Origin of the sequence: Vibrio ishigakensis, from assembly GCF_024347675.1 — a bacterium.
GTDB classification, from domain to species: Bacteria; Pseudomonadota; Gammaproteobacteria; order Enterobacterales; family Vibrionaceae; genus Vibrio; species Vibrio ishigakensis.
Genome location: NZ_AP024882.1, coordinates 732,679 through 753,021, shown reverse-complemented (window position 1 = coordinate 753,021; position 20,343 = coordinate 732,679). Strand labels below are relative to the sequence as shown.

The 20,343-nt window shown below is 46.6% G+C and carries 20 protein-coding genes and 1 pseudogene; 11 read left to right on the top strand and 10 right to left on the bottom strand.

Features of this window, described 5'->3' with window-relative positions; all coding sequences use genetic code 11:
* Positions 1 to 5: 5 nt before the first annotated feature.
* The 3 genes from ccoN to Pcarn_RS17220 are packed head-to-tail and all read left to right on the top strand — an operon-like array spanning position 6 to position 4,182.
* Positions 6 to 1,421: a cytochrome-c oxidase, cbb3-type subunit I gene (gene ccoN / locus Pcarn_RS17230; RefSeq protein WP_261837159.1), complete on the top strand. Its 1,416-nt coding sequence runs from the start codon at positions 6 to 8 to the stop codon at positions 1,419 to 1,421.
* On the top strand, positions 1,418 to 2,029 hold the full coding sequence (locus Pcarn_RS17225; protein ID WP_261837158.1) for a cbb3-type cytochrome c oxidase subunit II: 612 nt from the start codon (positions 1,418 to 1,420) through the stop codon (positions 2,027 to 2,029). Before ccoN ends, Pcarn_RS17225 begins: the two co-directional genes overlap by 4 nt.
* The gene (locus tag Pcarn_RS17220; protein ID WP_261837157.1) at positions 2,026 to 4,182 is read left to right on the top strand and encodes a c-type cytochrome; all 2,157 of its coding nucleotides are present in this window, start codon (positions 2,026 to 2,028) and stop codon (positions 4,180 to 4,182) included. The genes Pcarn_RS17225 and Pcarn_RS17220 overlap by 4 nt, the downstream gene beginning before the upstream one ends.
* Positions 4,183 to 4,246: 64 nt before the next feature.
* Here the strand turns inward: Pcarn_RS17220 and Pcarn_RS17215 are convergent, their stop codons facing one another.
* From Pcarn_RS17215 to Pcarn_RS17180, 8 genes are all read right to left on the bottom strand, one after another.
* Entirely contained in the window at positions 4,247 to 4,816 is a 570-nt protein-coding gene (locus tag Pcarn_RS17215) for a hypothetical protein (protein ID WP_261837156.1), read from the bottom strand.
* The gene (locus tag Pcarn_RS17210) at positions 4,817 to 5,572 is read right to left on the bottom strand and encodes a DUF4344 domain-containing metallopeptidase (protein ID WP_261837155.1); all 756 of its coding nucleotides are present in this window, start codon (positions 5,570 to 5,572) and stop codon (positions 4,817 to 4,819) included.
* 136 nt (positions 5,573 to 5,708) lie between these two features.
* Positions 5,709 to 6,062, bottom strand: coding sequence for a DUF2799 domain-containing protein (locus tag Pcarn_RS17205; protein ID WP_261837154.1), 354 nt, complete (start codon positions 6,060 to 6,062; stop codon positions 5,709 to 5,711).
* A 196-nt stretch (positions 6,063 to 6,258) separates the two neighbouring features.
* A complete protein-coding gene (locus tag Pcarn_RS17200; protein WP_261837153.1) occupies positions 6,259 to 7,536 on the bottom strand; it encodes a cytosine deaminase in 1,278 nt (425 codons plus the stop codon).
* 9 nt (positions 7,537 to 7,545) lie between these two features.
* The gene (codB, locus tag Pcarn_RS17195) at positions 7,546 to 8,787 is read right to left on the bottom strand and encodes a cytosine permease (RefSeq protein WP_261837152.1); all 1,242 of its coding nucleotides are present in this window, start codon (positions 8,785 to 8,787) and stop codon (positions 7,546 to 7,548) included.
* Between the two features lie 229 nt (positions 8,788 to 9,016).
* Entirely contained in the window at positions 9,017 to 9,496 is a 480-nt protein-coding gene (locus Pcarn_RS17190) for a TetR/AcrR family transcriptional regulator (protein ID WP_261837151.1), read from the bottom strand.
* Positions 9,497 to 9,742: 246 nt separating this feature from the next.
* Positions 9,743 to 10,039: a Dabb family protein gene (locus tag Pcarn_RS17185; RefSeq protein WP_261837150.1), complete on the bottom strand. Its 297-nt coding sequence runs from the start codon at positions 10,037 to 10,039 to the stop codon at positions 9,743 to 9,745.
* Between the two features lie 94 nt (positions 10,040 to 10,133).
* Complete coding sequence (locus Pcarn_RS17180) at positions 10,134 to 11,057, bottom strand: LysR substrate-binding domain-containing protein (RefSeq protein WP_261837149.1); 924 nt, start codon at positions 11,055 to 11,057, stop codon at positions 10,134 to 10,136.
* Positions 11,058 to 11,210: 153 nt separating this feature from the next.
* Between Pcarn_RS17180 and hisC the strand changes: the two genes are divergently transcribed.
* The 4 genes from hisC to Pcarn_RS17160 all read left to right on the top strand — a co-directional run bounded on the left by hisC (position 11,211) and on the right by Pcarn_RS17160 (position 14,337).
* Positions 11,211 to 12,287, top strand: a complete 1,077-nt coding sequence (hisC, locus tag Pcarn_RS17175; protein ID WP_261837148.1) for a histidinol-phosphate transaminase — start codon at positions 11,211 to 11,213, stop codon at positions 12,285 to 12,287.
* A gap of 12 nt (positions 12,288 to 12,299) precedes the next feature.
* The gene (locus Pcarn_RS17170; protein WP_261837147.1) at positions 12,300 to 13,073 is read left to right on the top strand and encodes an ABC transporter substrate-binding protein; all 774 of its coding nucleotides are present in this window, start codon (positions 12,300 to 12,302) and stop codon (positions 13,071 to 13,073) included.
* 152 nt (positions 13,074 to 13,225) lie between these two features.
* Complete coding sequence (locus Pcarn_RS17165) at positions 13,226 to 13,705, top strand: ASCH domain-containing protein (protein ID WP_261837146.1); 480 nt, start codon at positions 13,226 to 13,228, stop codon at positions 13,703 to 13,705.
* Positions 13,702 to 14,337 carry an HD domain-containing protein gene (locus Pcarn_RS17160; RefSeq protein WP_261837145.1) on the top strand — a complete coding sequence of 212 codons (636 nt, stop codon included), beginning with the start codon at positions 13,702 to 13,704 and terminating at the stop codon, positions 14,335 to 14,337. The genes Pcarn_RS17165 and Pcarn_RS17160 overlap by 4 nt, the downstream gene beginning before the upstream one ends.
* Before the next feature lie 32 nt (positions 14,338 to 14,369).
* Here the strand turns inward: Pcarn_RS17160 and Pcarn_RS17155 are convergent, their stop codons facing one another.
* Positions 14,370 to 15,629, bottom strand: a complete 1,260-nt coding sequence (locus Pcarn_RS17155) for an SLC5/6 family protein (protein ID WP_390904508.1) — start codon at positions 15,627 to 15,629, stop codon at positions 14,370 to 14,372.
* A gap of 326 nt (positions 15,630 to 15,955) precedes the next feature.
* On the opposite strand from Pcarn_RS17155, the gene Pcarn_RS17150 reads away from it, so the two are divergent.
* From Pcarn_RS17150 to Pcarn_RS17135, 4 genes and pseudogenes are all read left to right on the top strand, one after another.
* Positions 15,956 to 16,336, top strand: coding sequence for a Rid family detoxifying hydrolase (locus Pcarn_RS17150; RefSeq protein WP_261837143.1), 381 nt, complete (start codon positions 15,956 to 15,958; stop codon positions 16,334 to 16,336).
* 271 nt (positions 16,337 to 16,607) lie between these two features.
* A complete protein-coding gene (locus Pcarn_RS17145) occupies positions 16,608 to 17,207 on the top strand; it encodes a helix-turn-helix transcriptional regulator (protein WP_261837297.1) in 600 nt (199 codons plus the stop codon).
* A gap of 257 nt (positions 17,208 to 17,464) precedes the next feature.
* A complete protein-coding gene (locus Pcarn_RS17140) occupies positions 17,465 to 17,989 on the top strand; it encodes a transglutaminase-like cysteine peptidase (RefSeq protein ID WP_261837142.1) in 525 nt (174 codons plus the stop codon).
* Positions 17,990 to 18,106: 117 nt separating this feature from the next.
* A pseudogene (locus Pcarn_RS17135) lies at positions 18,107 to 18,249 on the top strand (helix-turn-helix domain-containing protein); the annotation flags it as partial.
* 124 nt (positions 18,250 to 18,373) lie between these two features.
* On the opposite strand, the gene Pcarn_RS17130 reads toward Pcarn_RS17135, so the two are convergent.
* Positions 18,374 to 20,113 carry a glycoside hydrolase family 13 protein gene (locus Pcarn_RS17130; protein WP_261837141.1) on the bottom strand — a complete coding sequence of 580 codons (1,740 nt, stop codon included), beginning with the start codon at positions 20,111 to 20,113 and terminating at the stop codon, positions 18,374 to 18,376.
* Positions 20,114 to 20,343: the final 230 nt, after the last annotated feature.

Here is a 20,343-nt window from a genome sequence, read left to right as displayed (position 1 = left end):
ACAACATGGACGCTACAGCACCGGACTACAGCACTAAAGTGGTCAAGTTCTTCGTGGTGGCTTCGGTCATCTGGGCACTAGTGGGCATGCTGATCGGGGTGATCCTCGCGGCCCAACTCTACTGGCCTATTCTCAATTTCGATTCCGAGTACTTCCAGTTTGGGCGATTGCGTCCACTGCATACGTCTGGGGTCATATACGGTTTTGTGGTGAACATTCTCATGGGTGCCTCCTTGTACATTGCTCAGCGCACCGGGCAGTGTGCACTGTTTAACAAGAGCCTAGCTTGGATGGTATTTTGGGGCTGGCAGCTGGTTCTGCTACTCGCGGTGTTGTCACTACCAATGGGTTATACCACCTCAAAAGAGTACGCTGAGCTTGAATGGCCGATCGACTTACTAATAGTGCTTGTTTGGGTTTTGTATGCATTGCTTTTCTTCGGCACGCTAGCGAAACGCAGGGTTAACCACATCTTCGTAGCCAACTGGTTCTTTGCCGCCTTTATCATAGTAATCGCGCTGATCTTTGTGGTGAACAACCTTGCGATGCCAGCCTCTTTCACCAAGTCTTACTCCGTCTTCGCCGGCGCACAGGATGCGATCGTACAGTGGTGGTGGGGACACAACGCAGTTGGCTTCCTACTCACTGCTGGCGTCATCGGCATGAACTACTACTTCATTCCTAAAGTAGCCGAGCGCCCTATTTACTCCTACCGCTTGTCGGTTATCCATTTTTGGGGGCTTGTCGGTTTCTACACTTGGGCCGGTACACACCACCTTGTTTATTCGTCAGTTCCCGTATGGCTACAAAACATAGGTGTAGTGATGTCGCTGATCCTTTGGTTACCGTCATGGGCGGGTGCCTTTAACAGCGGTATGACACTATGGCAGAACAAGGAAAAACTCAAAACAGACTACATCATGCTGTTCTTCTTCTCAGCAGTGCTTTACTACTGCTTGGCCACCTTCGAAGGTCCGCTATTGGCTATCCGTTGGTTCAACATGATTGCCCACAACAGTGAATGGGTTATCGGACATGTGCACTCCGGTGCTTTGGGCTGGGTTGGTATGTCAGGGATAGCAGTCTTCTACTACTTCATTCCTAAGCTGTGGGGCAAAGATAAGCTCTGGTCTAATCGTCTAATCAAATGGCATTTCTGGCTAGCGCACGCAGGCGTTGCTATCTACGCCATCGCCCTATGGGTTGCCGGCATCGGCGAGGGCTATATGTGGCTAGCTCAACAAGAGAACGGTGAGCTCATCTACAGCTTTGTCGAAGCCATGGACTTTAAAGCCCCTTGGTTATTCCTAAGATTCTTTGGTGGCGCACTGTTTGTTCTGGGCTTGGTGTTGATGGCCTACAACCTCTACAAAACCGTCAATATGCCGAAGCCGATTCTTAGAAGGGAGGCTCAAGCATGAGTAAAGACTTCACGCAATCACTGGTGATTCTCATCATAACCACCATAGCGGTGGCCTCTTTCTCTATCGTGGTATTGCTTGTTCCTAGCCTAGTGCGTGGTGATGATATCGCCGAAGGCAGCCTTGCCAAGCCCCTTACTGCAATTCAGGTAGCAGGCCGCGATATCTATATCAGCGAAGGCTGCCATGTGTGTCACACCCAGATGGTACGCCCGCTCGAGCCCGAGATGAAACGCAACGGCCGAGCTAACAAAGAGGCCGACGACATCTACGAGTTCCCAAATCTTTGGGGCTCCAAACGTACAGGGCCCGACCTTACCAATCTAGGACGCAAATACTCTGACCAATGGCATGTACTGCACCTCGTTGACCCTCGAGCGGTTGTGCCCACCTCTATCATGCCAGCCTATCCTTGGCTGTTTGATCAAAAACTATCAGGTGATGACATTACCGGTAAGATGGAGACGCTACGTAAGCTCGGTGTTCCCTACACAGATCAAGAAATCGCTGATGCTCGCTTGCAGGTGAGAGGCAGAACCAAGGGTGAGGCTCTAATCCAATATCTACAGAGCCTTGGGGTTGATACGGCACAGGAGGTAATGCAATGAGTACTTTCTGGAACCTATGGACCATCATCGCCATCTTGCTCTTCTTCGTAGTCATGATCGTTGTGGTCATCTATTACTGGAAGAAGAATCATACCGCGGATGCCGACAAAACCTTAGATACCTTCGATGGCATAGCGGAAAACGATGCTCCCGCACCTAAGCTGTTGTTTATCTCCTACACTGTGGCGGCCGCAATTACCGTCGGTTACCTCATCCTCTACCCAGGTATGGGTAACTGGGACGGTCTAGCTAATTGGGTACAAAGCGACGATAAGCTGAGTTCGCCTCAAACCACACTTGATGAGCAATTTGCTGAGGTAACCGACACCTCACTCATGTCGCTCGCTACCAACGAAGCAATCACTACCAGTGGCGCCATGTTGTTCAAGACACACTGCGCCGCCTGTCACCGAGACAACGCGCAAGGCCAAAAACACTTCCCTAACCTCATAGATAACGACTGGATGTACGGCGGCAGTGATGAAGCCATCATCCACTCTATTGAGAAAGGTCGTAACGGTGCTATGGCTGGTTATCTAGAAGTGCTAACGGAAGATGAGATTGCCAAGGCTTCTTACTATCTTGCCTCACTCAATCAGAGGCACAGTAATGTTCCGCCAGTGAAGGTGGAACTGGGTAAACAGGTGTTTATGCAGTACTGCTCCGCCTGTCATGGTGATGGCTCCCTTGCCAATGAAGAGCTTGGCGTGCCTTTGCTCTCGGATGATACCTGGCTGCATGGCGGTAGTATTGAGGAGATCCAACATACTATTCGTTATGGTCTTAACAATGTCATGCCTGCATTCGAAAACCACCTCACCAAGAATGAAATCCTCGCTATCGGTGCCATGCTCACCAAGTCTCGATTGGACTATGACGAGAAACTGGCAAGCTTAGACCCAGAGTCGGTCAAACGCGGCGAGTACCTTGCCCATGCGGGTGACTGCGTGGCTTGTCACAGTGCCGAGGGTGGTGAACCCTTTGCTGGCGGTCTTCCTTTCGTAACCCCATTTGGTACTGTTTACTCCACCAATATCACTCCACACGCCAGTGAAGGTATCGGTGAATACGACTACGAAGACTTCAAAGCGGCACTAGTGGATGGTAAAGGTCGTCACGGGTATCTCTACCCTGCAATGCCTTACACCTCATATCAGTATGTGAGAGAAGAAGACATGCGAGATATGTGGGAATACATGCAGTCCATCACAGCGGTGCCGCGCCGCAACGACGACAACAGCATGATCTTCCCATCCAATATCCGTATCGGCCTCTTGAGCTGGAACATAGTGTTTATGGACACTAATCCGCTTTCCTACGAGGTCCCTGCGGAAATTAAGGATGAAGTCGATGATGTTGAAAAGTGGCAAGAGGGTAAGTATTGGGTAGCCGGTCTAGGACATTGCTCCGAGTGTCACTCGCCACGCAACATAGCCCAGGCCATTATCAGTGATCGCATCTTCCAAGGTAACCTGATCGATGGCTGGAATGCGCCTGATATCACCTCCAACGAGCTGTATGTGGACGGTTGGGACATCAAGTCTCTCACCGACTTCCTACATACGGGCCACTCAGACAAGGGTACTGCGTTTGCCGGTATGGCCGATGTTATCAAGAACAGTCTCAGCTTGATGACCCGTGAGGACGTAGAGTCCATGTCTTACTACCTACTCAAAGGGGATGTAAACAACTTCATCGCACCAGATGCGGTAGTGCTAGAGCCGAAAGGCTTTACTGAGGGTGCCTATGCCAACGAGATCTACCAGACCTATGCGCAAACCTGTGGTGCCTGTCATGGTGAAGATGGTAAAGGTCGAGAGCCTATCGCTCCAGCTCTGTTGGACAATGGTATTATCATGCACCGCGACCCATTCAACACCATAGCGGTAACCATTCGAGGATTGCAGCCAACCTACTTGGATGAAGACAAAAACTTCATGCCGATGGCGAGCTTCGAGGATGTACTGTCTGACCAAGCTTTGGCGGATCTCATTACCTTCGTTCGCTACCACTTAGGTGCTAGGACTATTCCGGTTACCGCAGATGATGTGAAAGAGGTACGTGAAACCCTAGAAGCTGCTGGCTATGCAGGCGGTGTACATACCACTCCTGACATGTACGATAAACGAGATAGGAATATCAACATCAAATAAGTACAAAGGGCACGCAATTAGCGTGCCCTTTTTCTATCCCGTCATTAGCCAAGGTTTTCAACCCTCAATCGCACAAGCCATTCAGCGCATTCTGAAAGTGCTGTACCTTATCGCCAACATCACTCTGGAACATATTGCTCAGCCAGCTAGGTATATCATCACTGACTCGATTTGAGGCAATCAGATCTACCAGCACATTGCTGTCGGATTGGGGCGTCATGGTGAATTGAAACTCGGCGGAATCTACAAACATATTGTAGTTATGCAGGTGTTGCTGGACCTTGGTACCAGATTCACCCCTTTCAGTGGTCACATCAATATCAAAGGTAATATCGAAAAAGCCGACCGGGCGATTACCCTTTATCTGGCCACTTTCATCTTCTGAAAATCGTGTTTTGCGGTTGATGCTATCCAGAACCTGAGTGGAAGCAAAGTCCATTTGCTCGATACACTGTTTGGACAAGGTTGAAATGAAGCGAGCCTGATACTGGCTCAGATTGCCTTGGTTCTGTACATGAATCCAGATATCTTCATTGCTTGGGATCTGGCTCAGTTTTTCAGACGATACCTCGATTACCTCGGCGTATGCAACAGGCGCAACCAGCAGCGCGCCAGACAGCAGCAATGTCCTCATTTAGTCTCCCTTAGCATCACCTTTTAGATACTCATGCCAGTTATAATCGAGCTGCAGATAAGTCTCTTCACAGGTCTCTTTCTGCTCGGGCAAATAATCCTCTTCTATTTCATCTAGAAGCCCTTTATTACCCTCAGGATCACTACCATACACCAGACACAGAGTGGCAAAATAGCGCTGCATATCAAAACTATGCACACCCGCATATTCACCGAAGTCGTAATACTCACCACCCTCTTCCGATTCATAGCTAAACATATCTGCGGCGTTTATTGCGGCTTCTGCTCCATTGTCCAGATATTGCAGCATGATAATAGTGGCGAGGTTATCAACCGCATCCTCCTCTTTACCCAAGATAGGGATGCCATTATCCGAAACCAACGCATGACCCGCTTCATGAAGCAGGGTGTGCATTAGGGTATCAATAGCCCCTTGGTCTACCTCGGATTTGGGTCTGTGCTTTGAGAAGTAATGTTGAGCTTCTAGAACAAAAGCGTAGGGAATATATACGGTGTGATTGCTCGGGTCATACAGTGGCCCCTCACTGCCACCATAAACAAGCTTCATTGGCTCCTCGAATGGAAACAGCTCATCCGACAGTTGGATAAACTGCTCGTTTACGCCACTCTCTTTAATAAGCTCATACACCTGTTGTTCGTTGCTATCTGCGCGTTTTTCATATTTCAGCTCTACAGAGCTCGCCGCCAATGCCACTGGAGCGAATAGCGCGACACCCAATAATGCTTTCCTTAGCATGCCCTTTCCTTACAACTAAATTTCTATAACTATCAATAGATTAGTTAAGCGCATCTCAATAAATAGTCTACTCAAAATACAAAAAAAGCACCCCTTCTATTCGAAAGAGTGCTGTTTGGTAAAACTGATGGTGCTGTTAGCTGCGATCAGAGATATACATCTTGGCGCTGTCCGCTAGGCCTAGGTAGTAGTCAGCCTCAAAACTCGATGCTACATCTGCACATTGCCCATAATAAGGTGTTCTGGTCAAACCCACCGAATAACCATTTTGCGAGCAGAACTCTTGGTTGCCTTTGGCATAACCTTGCTCAAATTCTTGACGTTGCTCTGCGTTTGCAAGCGCAAGCAAGGTTGCGTCTGCTCGCTTACCATGAGACCCAGTCTCGTAGCCATAGGATGACCAGCTGATGTCTTTGTCATTTACGCTCGTGTTTGAACAGCCAGCTACAAACAGCACGGATAGCGATACAACTAGAAGGCTCTTAATCATGAATCAACTCCTTAGGTTCACTAGGGGCGCCAATACGGCGAATCCGCAAGTTAATACGCCTAGATATCAATTAAGGTCATTTTTCACAGAAGATCCAATAATCTGCGCACCAGATCAATAAATTTTAGGTATCAGAATGCAAAAAGGCGGAACCACCAGAGGTGAATTCCGCCTTTTTGATAGAGACCTAGAACGCTTATCGCTTGAAGGTTACCTCTTCTTGTTTGTCTAGTGTAATCGTCGTCGTCGCAGGAACAGTCGACGAAATCACCTTACCGTGGCGCACTGAGTAGCGCACTGGTACTTGGCGACGAACTGCATCAAAGCCGTTTTCAGCCGGTAGGATAAGCAGGCTACCTGGCTTACCAACCTCGATACCGTATTTGTCTTGAATGTTTAGAGCATTGGCAGAATTTTGACCAATCAGATCCAAAGACTGATTGATTTGGTCATAACCCATCACCTGAGTCACGTGTAGACCCATGTGCAGTACCTGAAGCATGTTTGCTGTCCCTAGTGGATACCAAGGGTCAAACACATCGTCATGACCGAAGCAGACATTGATGTTCGCAGCCAGCATCTCTTTCACACGGGTCACACCGCGACGCTTAGGATAATCATCGAAGCGACCTTGCAAGTGAGTGTTCACTAGCGGGTTTGCCACAAAGCTGATGCCCGACATCTTAAGCAGGCGGAATAGACGCGATGCATAGGCTCCATTGTATGAGCCCATCGCCGTTGTGTGGCTAGCGGTTACGCGATGCCCCATCTCGAACTTGTGCGCAAGAGCGGCAAGGGTTTCAACAAAGCGAGACTGCTCATCGTCAATCTCATCACAGTGCACATCGATCAGACAGTCGTACTTTTGCGCCAGTTCGAAGATGTAGTGCAGTGACTCAACCCCGTACTCACGAGTAAACTCAAAGTGAGGAATTGCACCGATAACGTCTGCGCCAAGCTGCACTGCTTCTTCAAGCAACTCTTTACCGTTCGGGTAAGAAAGGATGCCTTCCTGCGGGAATGCAACGATCTGGATATCAACCCACTCTTTCATCTCCTCACGAACCTCTACCATCGCCTTGAGCGCCAGTAGAGTTGGGTCTGAAACGTCTACGTGTGTACGTACGTGTTGGATACCGTTAGCAATCTGCCATTTTAGAGTCTGCTTAGCGCGTGTCTTAACGTCTTCGATAGTAAGTAGTTGCTTACGCTCAGCCCAACGCTCGATACCTTCAAAAAGCGTGCCCGAGATATTCCAGCTCGGCTCACCGGCGGTTTGTGTCGCATCTAGGTGGATATGAGGCTCACAGAAAGGAGCAACTGCAATACCGCCTTCCGCATCTAGGGTCTCACCCTCAAACGCGTCCAGGGTGCCCGCTTTTTCGATACGGGTAAATTGACCGTTCTCCACCAAGATTTGATGTAGCTCTTCTTGGTCTGGAAAACGAACGTTGTTGATCAGTAATGAATTCATTGGAAAATCCTAAGCTGCTTGCTCAGAAGCGATGGCTTTTTTGTTCATCAAAGGGTTCAACAGGATATAGCACAGCGCGCCGCCTAGTACAGCATTTAGAGGCACGATACCTGGAATAAACTTACCTGCCGCTACACCTACCGCTACTGCAATGATTGCTGCCCAGTTAACGGTTAGAAACTCTGCTTTTTCAAAGTTCTGGTAGCGCTTCTTATTCATGATGAAGTCAGCGATGATCACGCCACCGATTGGTGGAATCGCCAGAGATAGGAAGGTCAACCAACCTACAAAGTTGTTGTATAGCCACAGCGCAAACAGGGTACCTACAAGACCGTTGATAACCGACAGCATTGTGCTTGATTTGCCTGTGATGTTTGAGAAGCCAAGGCCTGATGCGTATAGCGCGTTCTCGTTGGTGGTCCAGATGTTTAGACCAAGAACGATGATTGCTGGAATAAGTAGACCCTGAGCCATCATCACATCTGAGATGTCCGCTTGACCTGTTGCTGCCGCACCTGCCGCACCAAAGATAAACATCAATGAGTTACCGATAAAGAACGCCACCATGGTCACTACAACCGCACTAGAGGCCTTCTTGCCGAAACGTACAAAGTCAGCAGTCAGTGTACCTGCACTCACGAATGAACCTACTACCATAGCCAGAGCTACCGAGAAGTCGATTGGCGTTTCAGGCTTGATTAGCTGAAGCTGATCCAGGCCACCTACGCTGTCTACTGCCGTCAATACTGAGAAACCACCAAGCATAGCGATAGCAGGTACTGCGATAGCTGAAAGCACCATCAGCGCCTTGATACCAAAGTAAACCGTACCTGTCATTAGTAGACCAGATACTAGGATAAGAATGTTAGTGTCGATGCCAGTCGCTTTTTGAACAGGGATAGCGAACATAGCCACACCTACACCGAACCAACCTACTTGCGTACCGCCAAGCAGTGCCGATGGAAGCCAAGAGCCTTTTGTACCAAAAGAGAAACGAGCTAGAAGGTGAGTTGAAAGGCCAGTAGAGGCGCCGATGTATCCGAGGAAGGAAGTGTAGATACCGAGGATTAGGTTACCGAGGATTACGGCTAGGAAGAAATCGTTGAAACTAAGACCTGTGCCGAGCGAACCACCCGTCCACATACTCGCTGAGAAAAAGGTCAAACCCAACATCACCATGGTTAGCGATGCGACACCTTTTCGTGCGCTCTCAGGAACCGGCCCAAGGCTATAGTTGTTGTCACCAGCCATACTTACCTCCGTACTACTTAGCAATTTCGTGTGCAAATTTCAGACAAACGGGCGGTATTATGGTGATATAAATCACAGAGTCAACGTGTTTTTAGTCATATAAACGTTTGCGTGTAAGTTATCTTGGTAATACATCATTTATATCAATGGGTTACAAACTGAAAAAAATTATAAGACTACAGATAAAGAAACGCCCCAACTCGACTTAACATCGAATGGGGCGTAAAAATTAAGAAAACTTAGCTTTATTAGAGAAAAGTAGGTTCATTACTGACTTACCTAATACTGACTCTAAGATCTCATCCGCATTCTCATCAGGAAGGTGCGAGACGAGCATCTGTTTTAGCCCTAAAATACCACGCTGGGTAAACTCGTTCGGATGTGGCTTGGTAGAGTTAGATACAAACATTCGGACGATCATAGAAAACTGTTTCTGCTCTAGGCCTTTCATCCAAGATTCAACGAATGCCTCTGCAGAACTAAAGTCCAGTTGCTCCAACACAATCGGCATAACCTTGCCTTGCATCGCCTGAGCAAAGTCCTTGTTCGACGGATAGTAGCCTTGCAAGGTACTCTTTCTCAGTCCAGTTTCCTTAGCCAATCTATCGTAGGTAACGCTGTCCCAACCCTCGTCTAAAAAGACTCTTAGGATGATTGAGTTGTAACGAGCCAAGTTTTCCGCTTTTTGCTGTTGTGTGATTCTAGCCATGTCAGGGGTCTTTTAACGAAATAAGAGCGATAGTATCACAAATCGTATTCGGAACGAAAAATTACTTGCTATTCATATTTAGTACGATTATTTTGCCCGTCACTTAAACGTGAGGTTCTGCAAAAATAGATGTGTTTTTGAACTCAATAGGTGCTCTCCCGGCACCGGTTGAACTGTCATAGGCTACATCTCCACCTCTCCGCTAAGCTCCAGCCAGTGACGGTCCCCCGACTGTTGCTGGCTTTTCTAGCCCATCACACGGTCAAACTTTACTTTAGTTTCAATAAAAGGCTGTATCTGAGCAGAAAAGCGCTTGTGGATCGGATGAGCAATATAGGTTTCTAGCGCACTCTTATCTTGCAAAGAAACCTGTAACATAAGGTCAAAATTACCATCTCGCTGAAATCCATTTTGTGAAAAAGTTGCGGACAAAACGCCCGGAATACCACTTAGCTTGGCCACAAAAGGGAGCATTCCTCTAGCGACTTCATCGCTTGGAACTGAATCATTAAGCTTAAATAATACGTAGTGCTGTATGGTCATAGTGGCTCTCCTAAAACTAGTAAACCTAACTTAATTCAATCAGGCCTAAGACAGAGCCAAGTAATATGACGTTGCATTCTTGAAAGGTGGGGGGCTATTGTTCCAAAACCTCAAGTTCAGTCCCATACGAAGCCGAGTCGGAGCTTTGATCTATCAACCAAGCTAGGAAGATATCTATTGCACCGCTTTGTGCTTGCTCCGGTCTTAGCAAGTAATAGCTTTGCCCTGACGCGACAGACTTATTGTATGGTCTCATCAATCTATTGAGCTTTAGATCCTGCTCTGCGAGAGTGACATCGCCGATGGCGATACCGAACCCCTGTTGGGCGGCATTCATGGCCTGATCTAGGGTAGAAAAAGTCTGGTTGCGTCTAGCTCGAACCGAATTTATCCCCCCCTTGTTAAGCCACAGCTTCCAATCTCTTTGCTCTATATCGGCATGCAACCAGGTAAACTTAGCCAAGTCTGTATCCTGCCAGTTGTCTTCCATCACCTTATTCCACAATTCTGGAGAGCAAATAGGTGTTAACATCTCGTCAAACAGCACATGTTGAGTAACAGACAGCGATTGAGCGGGCTTGCCATACACAATCACTAGATCGAAGGTATCGAAGTTCGGCAGGATCTGATGTTTGATACTAGAGGTGAGCTCCACCTCTATATCTGGATAGTGCTGTTGAAAAGACATCAATCGAGGAAGCAGCCATGAGGTAACGCAACTCGGCGCATTTAATTTGATACGATTAGAACGCTCGGCCACCTCGAGCATAGCGTTTCGCATCCGCAGTAAGATGTCCTCAGCCAAGGGCACAAACTTGCTCCCCTCCGGCGTCAAGCTTAGTCCCCTAGCCTGTCTAAAAAACAAAGAAACACCGATAAGTTCTTCTAAAGATTGAATTTGTCGGCTAATGGCACCTTGCGTCATATTTAGCGACTGCGCCGCATGCGTGAAGTTAAGGTGCTCTGCGGTAGCCAAGAATGCCTGCAAATTCTTGGTCGAGGGAAGATGTGTGTTCATTTACCGTGCTTATCCATGCATTTTTATCATGGCTAGTATGTGATTATTTCGCTTCTTTAACAATCATAGATTGATTAGATTATTACTAAATCGAGATACATATGCATAAATTAGACTTTAATCTGATTCTGCATTCACAAGGAACGTACACCAATGACGTCACTGGCTGAAAAACTAGCGCCTGAAAGCATAAAAAAACTAATACCATATCAATCAGCGCGCCGCATTGGAGGCTCGGGCAGATTGTGGCTGAATGCCAACGAATTAGAACAAGGGGTTCATTACGATTCATCATCGGTGGACTACAATCGCTACCCAGATTTTCTACCTCAAGATATCGCTACCGCCTATCAAGAATACTGTCGCACTGAAGTGCCTACACTGGCTGTTCGCGGTGCGGACGAGGCAATCGATCTGCTTATTCGCAGTTTCTGTAAGCCAGGGCAAGATAAGATCCTTATCACCTCACCGACCTATGCCATGTATGAGTTCTGCGCTGATGCTCTGGCTATCGAAACATTGGATGTTCCATTATTAACACCAAACTTCGACCTAGATGTTGAAGGAGTGCTGGCTAAAGCACCAGAAGCCAATCTTGTCTTTCTATGCTCGCCAAACAATCCAACAGGTAACCTTCTGAGTCGTGCTGACATCATCAAGGTACTTGAGGGTACTTCAAACGAAGCACTAGTGGTGGTTGATGAAGCCTATATCGAGTTTGAGCTTGAAACTAATCTGGTTGAGCTTATCGAGCAGTATCCAAATCTCATCATCATTCGCACCTTATCAAAAGCCTTTGGTCTGGCTGCGGTTCGTTGTGGCTTTATCCTTGCCGCACCTGAGGTAATGCAATTCGTTGAAAAGCTGATCCCACCGTATCCAATGCCGGACTGTTCGGCAGAAATCGTGCTTAAAGCACTTTCCAAACAAGGCATCGATATCGCAATGACCAATACCCAAGCCGTCATTGCTACCCGAGAAAAATTTGTAAGCTCAATCCAACACCTAGATTGGATTGAGACCATTTACCCGTCTGCTACCAACTTTGTGCTTATCCGCACAAAACAAGGAGTAGACCTATTTGATTACCTGAAAAACCATGGGATTGTAACGCGTAACCAAACCCACGAACCTGCGTTACAAAACTGCGTCAGAATCAGTGTCGGCTCTTCTGAGTCGATGCAAGAAGTCGCTGATTTGATCTGTCAGTACCCTCAAACCGCACTCTAAAAGGACTTGAACATGAAAAAACTACTTATGGCACTGGCATTTGCTGCAACACTAGGTTCAACCGCTGTGGCAGCAAAAGAGGTTCGCTTGGCTTCTGACTTCACTTACCCTCCTTTCAACTACAAGAATGCTGAAGGTCAACCTGTCGGCTTCGATATCGAGATTGCTGATGCCCTATGTAAGGAAGCAGAACTGAAGTGTACTTGGGTTTCTCAGGGTTGGGACTCACTGATCCCAAGCCTACTGGCGCGCAAATCTGATGTAATTATGGCGTCTATGCGCATCACTGAAGAACGTAAGCAGCGCATCCTATTTACTGACAAATATTATCAAACACCAGCGCGCTTTGTGGCTCAAGCCAACGCTGATTTTGCAATGGATGCTGAGGGCCTAAAAGGCAAGGTAATCGGTCTTCAGCAAGGTACTATCCACGATCGCTACGTGACTGACAAGTTTGGAAAAATAGCTGACATCAAGCGTTACAACGGTCAGGACGAGGTGTATATCGATATGCAAAACGGTCGTCTAGATGTGACTTTTGGTAACGCTGATCAGCTAGAGCTAGCATTCCTTGGCAAAGACATCGGCAAAGGTTTCGAGTTCAAAGGCGAAGCGGTAACAGATAAAGCTTATATCGGCGAAGGCACAGCCCTAGCACTGCGCAAACAAGACAAAGAGCTGGCTGAAAAATTCAACCAAGCTATCGAGAAGATCCGTGCCAACGGCACCTACGACAAGATTGCAGCTAAGTACTTCAACTTTGATATCTATGGTGAAGCACTTTAATAGCAAAACTTATAACTAGTTCCTAGTTATACTCCATCTTTGGCCGGGCTCATGCTCGGCCTTTTTTGTTTTAAAAATAGTGGTTTATGTCACAACGATATGCAGTCACTTTTATAGAATAAACAAAGGATTAAAGATATGGACATCTATAAATGGCGATTAAGCAACAGCGGTTCCTCGAGAGTTACCTAGAAACCCTCTCTGACACTCAAAGAGCTGAGATAGGGAACATCACCTTTGAGCATTTTTGTGCCGATGAATACAACGCCAATGAGTGTGCAAAGCTCATCAATCAAAACATCAAACGTGCCTCTTGTAGCCTAAAAGCAGGTTATGACATCGAGGGTGTTCCACTACCCAAAGCTGGCGATCTCACTGTGGTCTTAGACTGGGCTCAAAACCCTGTGTGTATTATCAGAATCGATAAAGTAGAGACCTCAGCCTTTAACCAAGTTAGTGAAGAATTTGCCGCCCTAGAGGGTGAAGGCGATCAAACCCTAGAGTGGTGGAAGAACGCCCATATGAATTTCTTTAAAGGTTACGCAGAGCATATTGGCGCTGAGTTCACCCCAGATTCCATTCTCGTACTAGAATATTTCAACAAGGTGTTCCCATTGGAAGAGGTAGCATGAGTGAGATAGAAAAGTACGAGGCGCTGTTTGTTGAGTTTATCTCCGAGCAGATGGAGATGGATGCGGCTCACGATATTTCACACATACTTAGAGTGGTAAAAACCGCTAAGCAACTCGCATCTCAGGAAAATGCTAACATGGCAGTGGTTCTCCCGGCTGCTTACCTGCACGACTGCGTTAATCTTCCTAAAGACCATCCAGAGCGTCACCTTGGTTCGCAACTCGCCGCCGATAAAGCAGTTCAATTTTTAATAAGCATCGATTACCCAAGTGATACCCATAAAGATATCTATCACGCCATCAGTGCCCACAGCTTTAGCGCAGGAATTCCCGCCGAAACCATTGAAGCAAAAGTGGTACAAGATGCCGATAGACTGGATGCGCTAGGCGCTATTGGTATCGCACGCTGTATTCAAGTCAGTAGCCAATTTTCATCCGAGCTCTATCACAGAGAAGACCCCTTTGCCGAAAATAGAGAGCTAGAGGATAAGAAATACTGTATTGACCACTTCTTTACTAAGCTGTTCAAGTTGCCGGAAACCATGCAAACCAAGGCTGGGCAGAAGGAAGGGAAAAAACGCGCCATCTTCATGCGCCAATACCTCAATCAATTGAGGCAAGAAACCTTATAGCAAAAGGGCCACATCTGTGGCCCTTGTTAGTTTTAGAGGAATGCCAATATCGGCGAGATACAAAGCAGGATGCCCGTGCCTATTATCAGATTGGTCGACATGCCTTTGTACTTATGCAGATGCGGCATCTTGTGGACCAAGTAAGCTGGAATCAAACACCCTACTAGACCGAAGATTGGGCTACAGATAGAGGTGAATGACAGGATAGGTGCATTCAGTGCAATCGCGCTCCAAGCAAGTAGAATGATGAACGCGATTACGCCCTTCTCTACTAAATCTTTATTAATATCTTCTTCTTTGTATTTACGTTGCAGAAGGTTCATCGCCAGTCCCTTACATGCCTCACGGAATGCTAGGAATACACCAAAGAAAGAGGTCACTACCGCAAAGATATTGATAACAATGCCAGTCACGGTCGCCCACGAACCTGGGAAGTAAGCCGCGATAATGGCCAGCGCAGAAACGTTACGGTTCATAGCATCAACCGCCTGCTCTTGACTGATGGCTAAAGTGAAAGAAACCGCAAAGAAGAACACGATAACAAACAGAATAGAGAAGGCGATCTTCATTGCTCGACTTGCTTTATAGCGAGCAACTTCAATAGATTTCTCTTTTGAGCGATACGAGATAACCATAGGGCTCAGAGACTGAATAAACAGGATTGAGGTCAAGGTAAACGGCAAGGTAATGATGGCATCTTTCAACATAGGAATGAATGCACCCATGGCAGGGATATTGTTCATATCCCAACGTGCCATCAGTAGAATCCCCATTACGGCCACCAGCGAAAGTACGGTTACCGCCATAAAACCAGACAGTTTAAATAGCAGTTTTTCACCCTTACTACCGATAAAAGAAAGTACGCAGATAAGCCCCAGACCATAGAAGACATTCTCACTCATCAGGCTTTCGGTCACTCCGAAGGAGTGCAGATAAGAGGCGCTATCATTGGTAACGGCGAGTGAGTAAACCAGAACCCATATCACCAACATCATAAAGTAGAGCACGCCCAGAGCCACGCCCCAATTCTTGCCTAGGTAGCCGGAGATAACACCCGGATAATCAGTACATTTCTTTGACTCAGCTAGGGTGTTAATAAACAGTTTTTGGAACATATACATGGCTGGATAGCCAATGATAGAGGAGAGCAGGAAGACCCAAAGGCCCATGATGCCCACCTGCACAGGCAGGAACACGATACCTGCTCCGATGGCCATGCCGATACTCATCACCACCCAACCGATATCAACACCATCGAACTTAACGGCTTGTTTCCACTCGGCTTGGGTCATGCCCGCCTTTTCCCAGATCTCTGGTTTAGAGTCCAAAGGCAGATTTTGTATGTTTTCACTCATTGTTCACGTCTCTTTGAAATTATTGTTAGTTGTCCTTGAATCTTCCTCAACGATATTTGAGAAAAACACTTTCAACAATAGACGAAACAAAAATTCAGCAAAATCTGAGATCTAAATCTATAAGCGATTGAATAAACGAGATCTTTGGCACAACAAGCTGGTAGCTAACATTAAATTTCTCAAATTATATTGAAATTAGTTCAAATCGATCGCAGAATCCCTCTCAACAAATGATGAATAACTCAAATTTATGTGAGGATTATATGAAGACTACAATCAACTCAAACAAAGCACCTGAAGCTATCGGCCCATACTCACACGGCACAGCTTTTGAGGGCCTGATCTTTACCTCTGGTCAACTTCCAGTGAACGCAGAGACAGGCAAAGTAGTAGAAGGTGGCATTACCGCGCAAAGCGTTCAGTCCCTTGAGAACCTAAAAAGTGTGATTGAAGCGGGTGGCGGCAACATCGATACCGTACTGAAAACAACCTGCTACCTAGCCAATATCGAAGACTTCGCTGCATTCAACGCGGTGTACGCTGATGTGTTCAATAGAGACTGTCCGGCTCGTAGCTGTTTCGCAGTAAAAGACCTGCCACTAGGCGTTCTTGTAGAAGTAGAAGCTATCGCTCATAAAGCGTAAGACCTAGCCTACCCTCAACTATTATCGGTTTATGCCTCCAGAATCGATGATGCGCCCGCAACTCTTATTGCGGGCGTTCTCATTTATGAGCCCAACCCAGTAAATTCACGCCCTGCCACTCGAAAAACCAAGCAAAAGATTGGTATTATTGGTCACAAAGGCACGCGTAAAGATGCCAAGAAATAAGAAAATTTGGGCCATTTGGCCAAAGAGGTAAACATTGGAACAACTACGCAAGCTGACCAAGAGCGATTACGACACCCTCAATGCCATGGGAAGTGTGGTAGATGGAATCGCTAAGATGTTCGGGGAATATACCGAGGTAATTCTGCACACATTAGATGTGGACTCCCCCTCTATCCTAAAGATCGCCAACGGCCATATCACAGGTCGAGATGAAGGCGCACCCATCACCAATATAGCGCTACTCAAATTAAAAGAAGGTCAGGATGTGTCTGAGTCTTATATGACCAAGAGCACCTGTGGTAAAACCCTGCGCTCTATGACGACTATCATCCGTAACACCAAAGGCAACCCAATAGGCCTTCTGTGTATCAATGTGGATATGGATGCGCCGGTTCAATCCTTCTTAAAGACCATGCTTCCATTAGAGCTTGGAGAGATAACCAAGGCCCCTGAAACCTTTGCCAAAGATATCGATGAAACGGTAACCAGTACCGCTGAGGTCGTTCGAAATGAAGTGCATGCCGACACATCTATAGCGCCATCTAAGCGCAATCGTGAGGTGATCACTCGCCTACAAGAGCTGGGCATCTTCAAATACAAAGACAGTATTGTTTTAGCAGCTAAGACGCTAGGTATCTCAAGGGACACCATCTACCTCTATTTGAGAGAGATGGGTTCAAGATAACCCTGCTCGACAATAGATAGTAGCCCAACCTAGTGTTGGGCTTTTTAATGGTTCATCGCAGATTAGCGAGAACAACTACTACTTCAGGTTCGTGTACTTACTCTGCCAGTGATGCATGGCAAGCCGCTGTAAATACCTCCCTGTAGGCTTGATTTCGACCTCCTTGACTCAACGCGCCTTTCTACAGCACCCAAATATATTTGAAATACATTGTGCCTCCCCTAACTTACTAGAGCTAAATAAACGAGGGTATGGCTATGGCACATATCATTAAGACAATATTCATCCTCTTACTTTTAACTCCTAGCGCTAGCTATGCGACACATCAAAACGGACGACACGCCGAGCTCGTTGCATTGGTCAATACAATCAATAACCACTACAACAACACCTACTCATACGCGTACGATAAAAACACTTATAACACCTCCGATTTCTGGGCAACCCCAGAGGAATTTAAAGCTAACATGAAGGGCGACTGTGAGGATTTCGCTATCGCTAAGTTCTTCGAACTGAAAAAGTTTGGCTTTCAAGACGTGAAACTGCTGCTTGTAACCACTCAGCGCAACACCAAACATATGGTTGCTAGCGTTACTATCCACAATACCGTTTACATCCTCGATAACGCACGAGATCACATCTCATACTTAGAGGAACGCAAAGACCTACGCTTTGAAATCGCATTCAATGAGACCGATATGTGGGCGGGTCATGGACACAATTCAACTAACACAATCCCCATGAGGCTAAAGAAGTTTCAACGCGTCTTAAAAGCCCGATAATCGTTTTTTTTTTTGCATTTAGTAAGCATAAGAACACAGTAAAGCAGTTGCTCTCACAACAACTCACTTACATGACCATCAAAGAGTGAGGCTCTACCCACATTTAGTTTGAAAGCCAACACCTCCATCGCACCATCGAAGCGCACCGTGAGGTGATCACTCGCTTGCAAGAGCTAGGCATCTTCAAATACAAAGACAGTATCGTTCTGGCTGCCAAGAAGCTGGGTATCTCAAGGGACACCATCTACCTCTATTTGTGAGAGATGGGGCCTAGATAGCTCGATACTGCAGGTATCAAAACTACCGAGTTTTAAACCATAGGGTTTAAATGAATGAAGGCAACACAGTATGGTGTTGCCTTCGAGTATTCGGCTAAAAGTTCGATTAAGCCAGTAGATATGAGAATGGAGCCAACTCTACATTCTCGCCATCGACCTCCTCACAAACAGCCTCAGACGTATTGTTGAGAATAACCTTCAAGTCACCCATGCGGTATGCGAGCAGAGTAGAATCACCAGATACCAGCCACTGAATAGTTTGGTCAATGAAGTAGTTATGCTTCTTCCTCAAGCTTAACAGCTCCTTGAGCAAAGGTCTTAAGTCAGACTGATAGCTGGACTCATCCCAATTCACCACATCTCGCGCCGTGGTAAACATCTTACCTTCCATCGCAAGCTCAGACCCGTAATAGATACTCGGGCTGCCCGGCTGAGTCAGTAGCACTACATACATCAACTTCACTTTCTCTAGATCACCGTCGCAAACCGTTAAAATTCTTGAGGTATCGTGAGAGTCTATCAGGTTCAGCATCACAGCTTGGTTCTGTTTCGGATACATGATTGAAGCATTGGTAAAGCGAGACATAAACTCTTGGTTTGTGGTCTCTTGATACGCAAAATAGTCGATCATTGGCTGAGAGATCGGATAGTTCATAAAGGAGTCAAACTGATCTCCACGCAGCCAATTCATTCCCTCGTGCCAGTTTTCTCCGACGATAAAGCAGTCCGGTTTTATACCGTGTACGCACTGTCTAAACTCTCTCCAGAATTGGTGTGATACCTCAATAGAAACGTCCAAACGCCACGCATCCAAATTGAGCTTTTCAGTCCAGTACTTAGTCACTTTAAGCAGGTAATCGCGACACTCAGGGTTATCCACATTCAGCTTAGGCATTTCTACAATATCGGCGAACGCTTCATAGGTTAGAATGCCGGTTTCACTGTCAAAGTTCTTGTCTTTCTCCACCGGGAATTTATTTATATAGAACCAATCTTTGTATTCTGACGCCTCACCCTTCTCGATAACATCTAGCCAGATTGGTGAGCGATGACCAATATGATTAAACACAGCGTCTAGCATTACCTTCATACCACGTTTATGGGCTTCCGCGACTAATTTCTCAAGAGCTTCATTACCACCAAACGCCGGATCAACCTTCATGTAGTCAATGGTGTCGTATTTGTGCCAGGTCTCACCCTCGAACACAGGACAAAGATATAGACCATTGAAGCCCAGTTCTTGAATGTAATCGAGCTTATCTAGGATACCCCACAGATTACCCCCTGCCTTATAGGTTTGACCGTTTTGCGTACCCCAGGTCTCAGGTTGCAGGTCGTCACCTTGCTCATTAGAACAGCGGAAACGGTCAGGCAGGATCTGATACCAAGTCACTTCTCTAGCCCAATCAGGGGTGCGGTTTACGTCGACCTTGGCAATGTACGGAAGGCTATAGAAGTTAAACGCTTTCTTTAGCTCAAATGCGCGCACCTCTGGATCGGTGATCTCTTTATAATAAGACTCACCATAGATGTAACTGCGACCATCCTTGAGATAGATGATGAAGCCATACATGACGCGCTTTTTCTCAGAAAAGTAGCTACAAAACCAGTTGAAGTTGGATTCAGTGGTCGCCTCAAGGGTCATATCTAGCTCTTCTCCCCCTTCCCAACCACACAGGTCTCGAGCCGTCACATCACTGGTCCAAACATAGGGGTCACCCACAAACAGGGTCACTCTCTCAATATTCTGTTTGCCTGTCTTTAGTCGAATATGCACGTCATTGTCATTGTAGGCATAACAATAGCGTCCTGAATTCTCATGATGTACTGCACTCATCTCTAACATCAGTGGTTCCTTTCTTATACTTATCTAATTTTCTGAAATCTTGGATTAGCACCGGGCTGATTGTCCCGGGCTTATGGGCTAAATAATTCTTAATATCTGCCCATTACGTTAATGGAATGGTCCTTAAATAACTGCCTATTTTTTACCAAAAACCTTGCAGATATTGACCTTCGCTTACCGTTAAAATCTGGGTCACAAAAACGAAAAAAGCCCGCAAGCTAATAACGGGC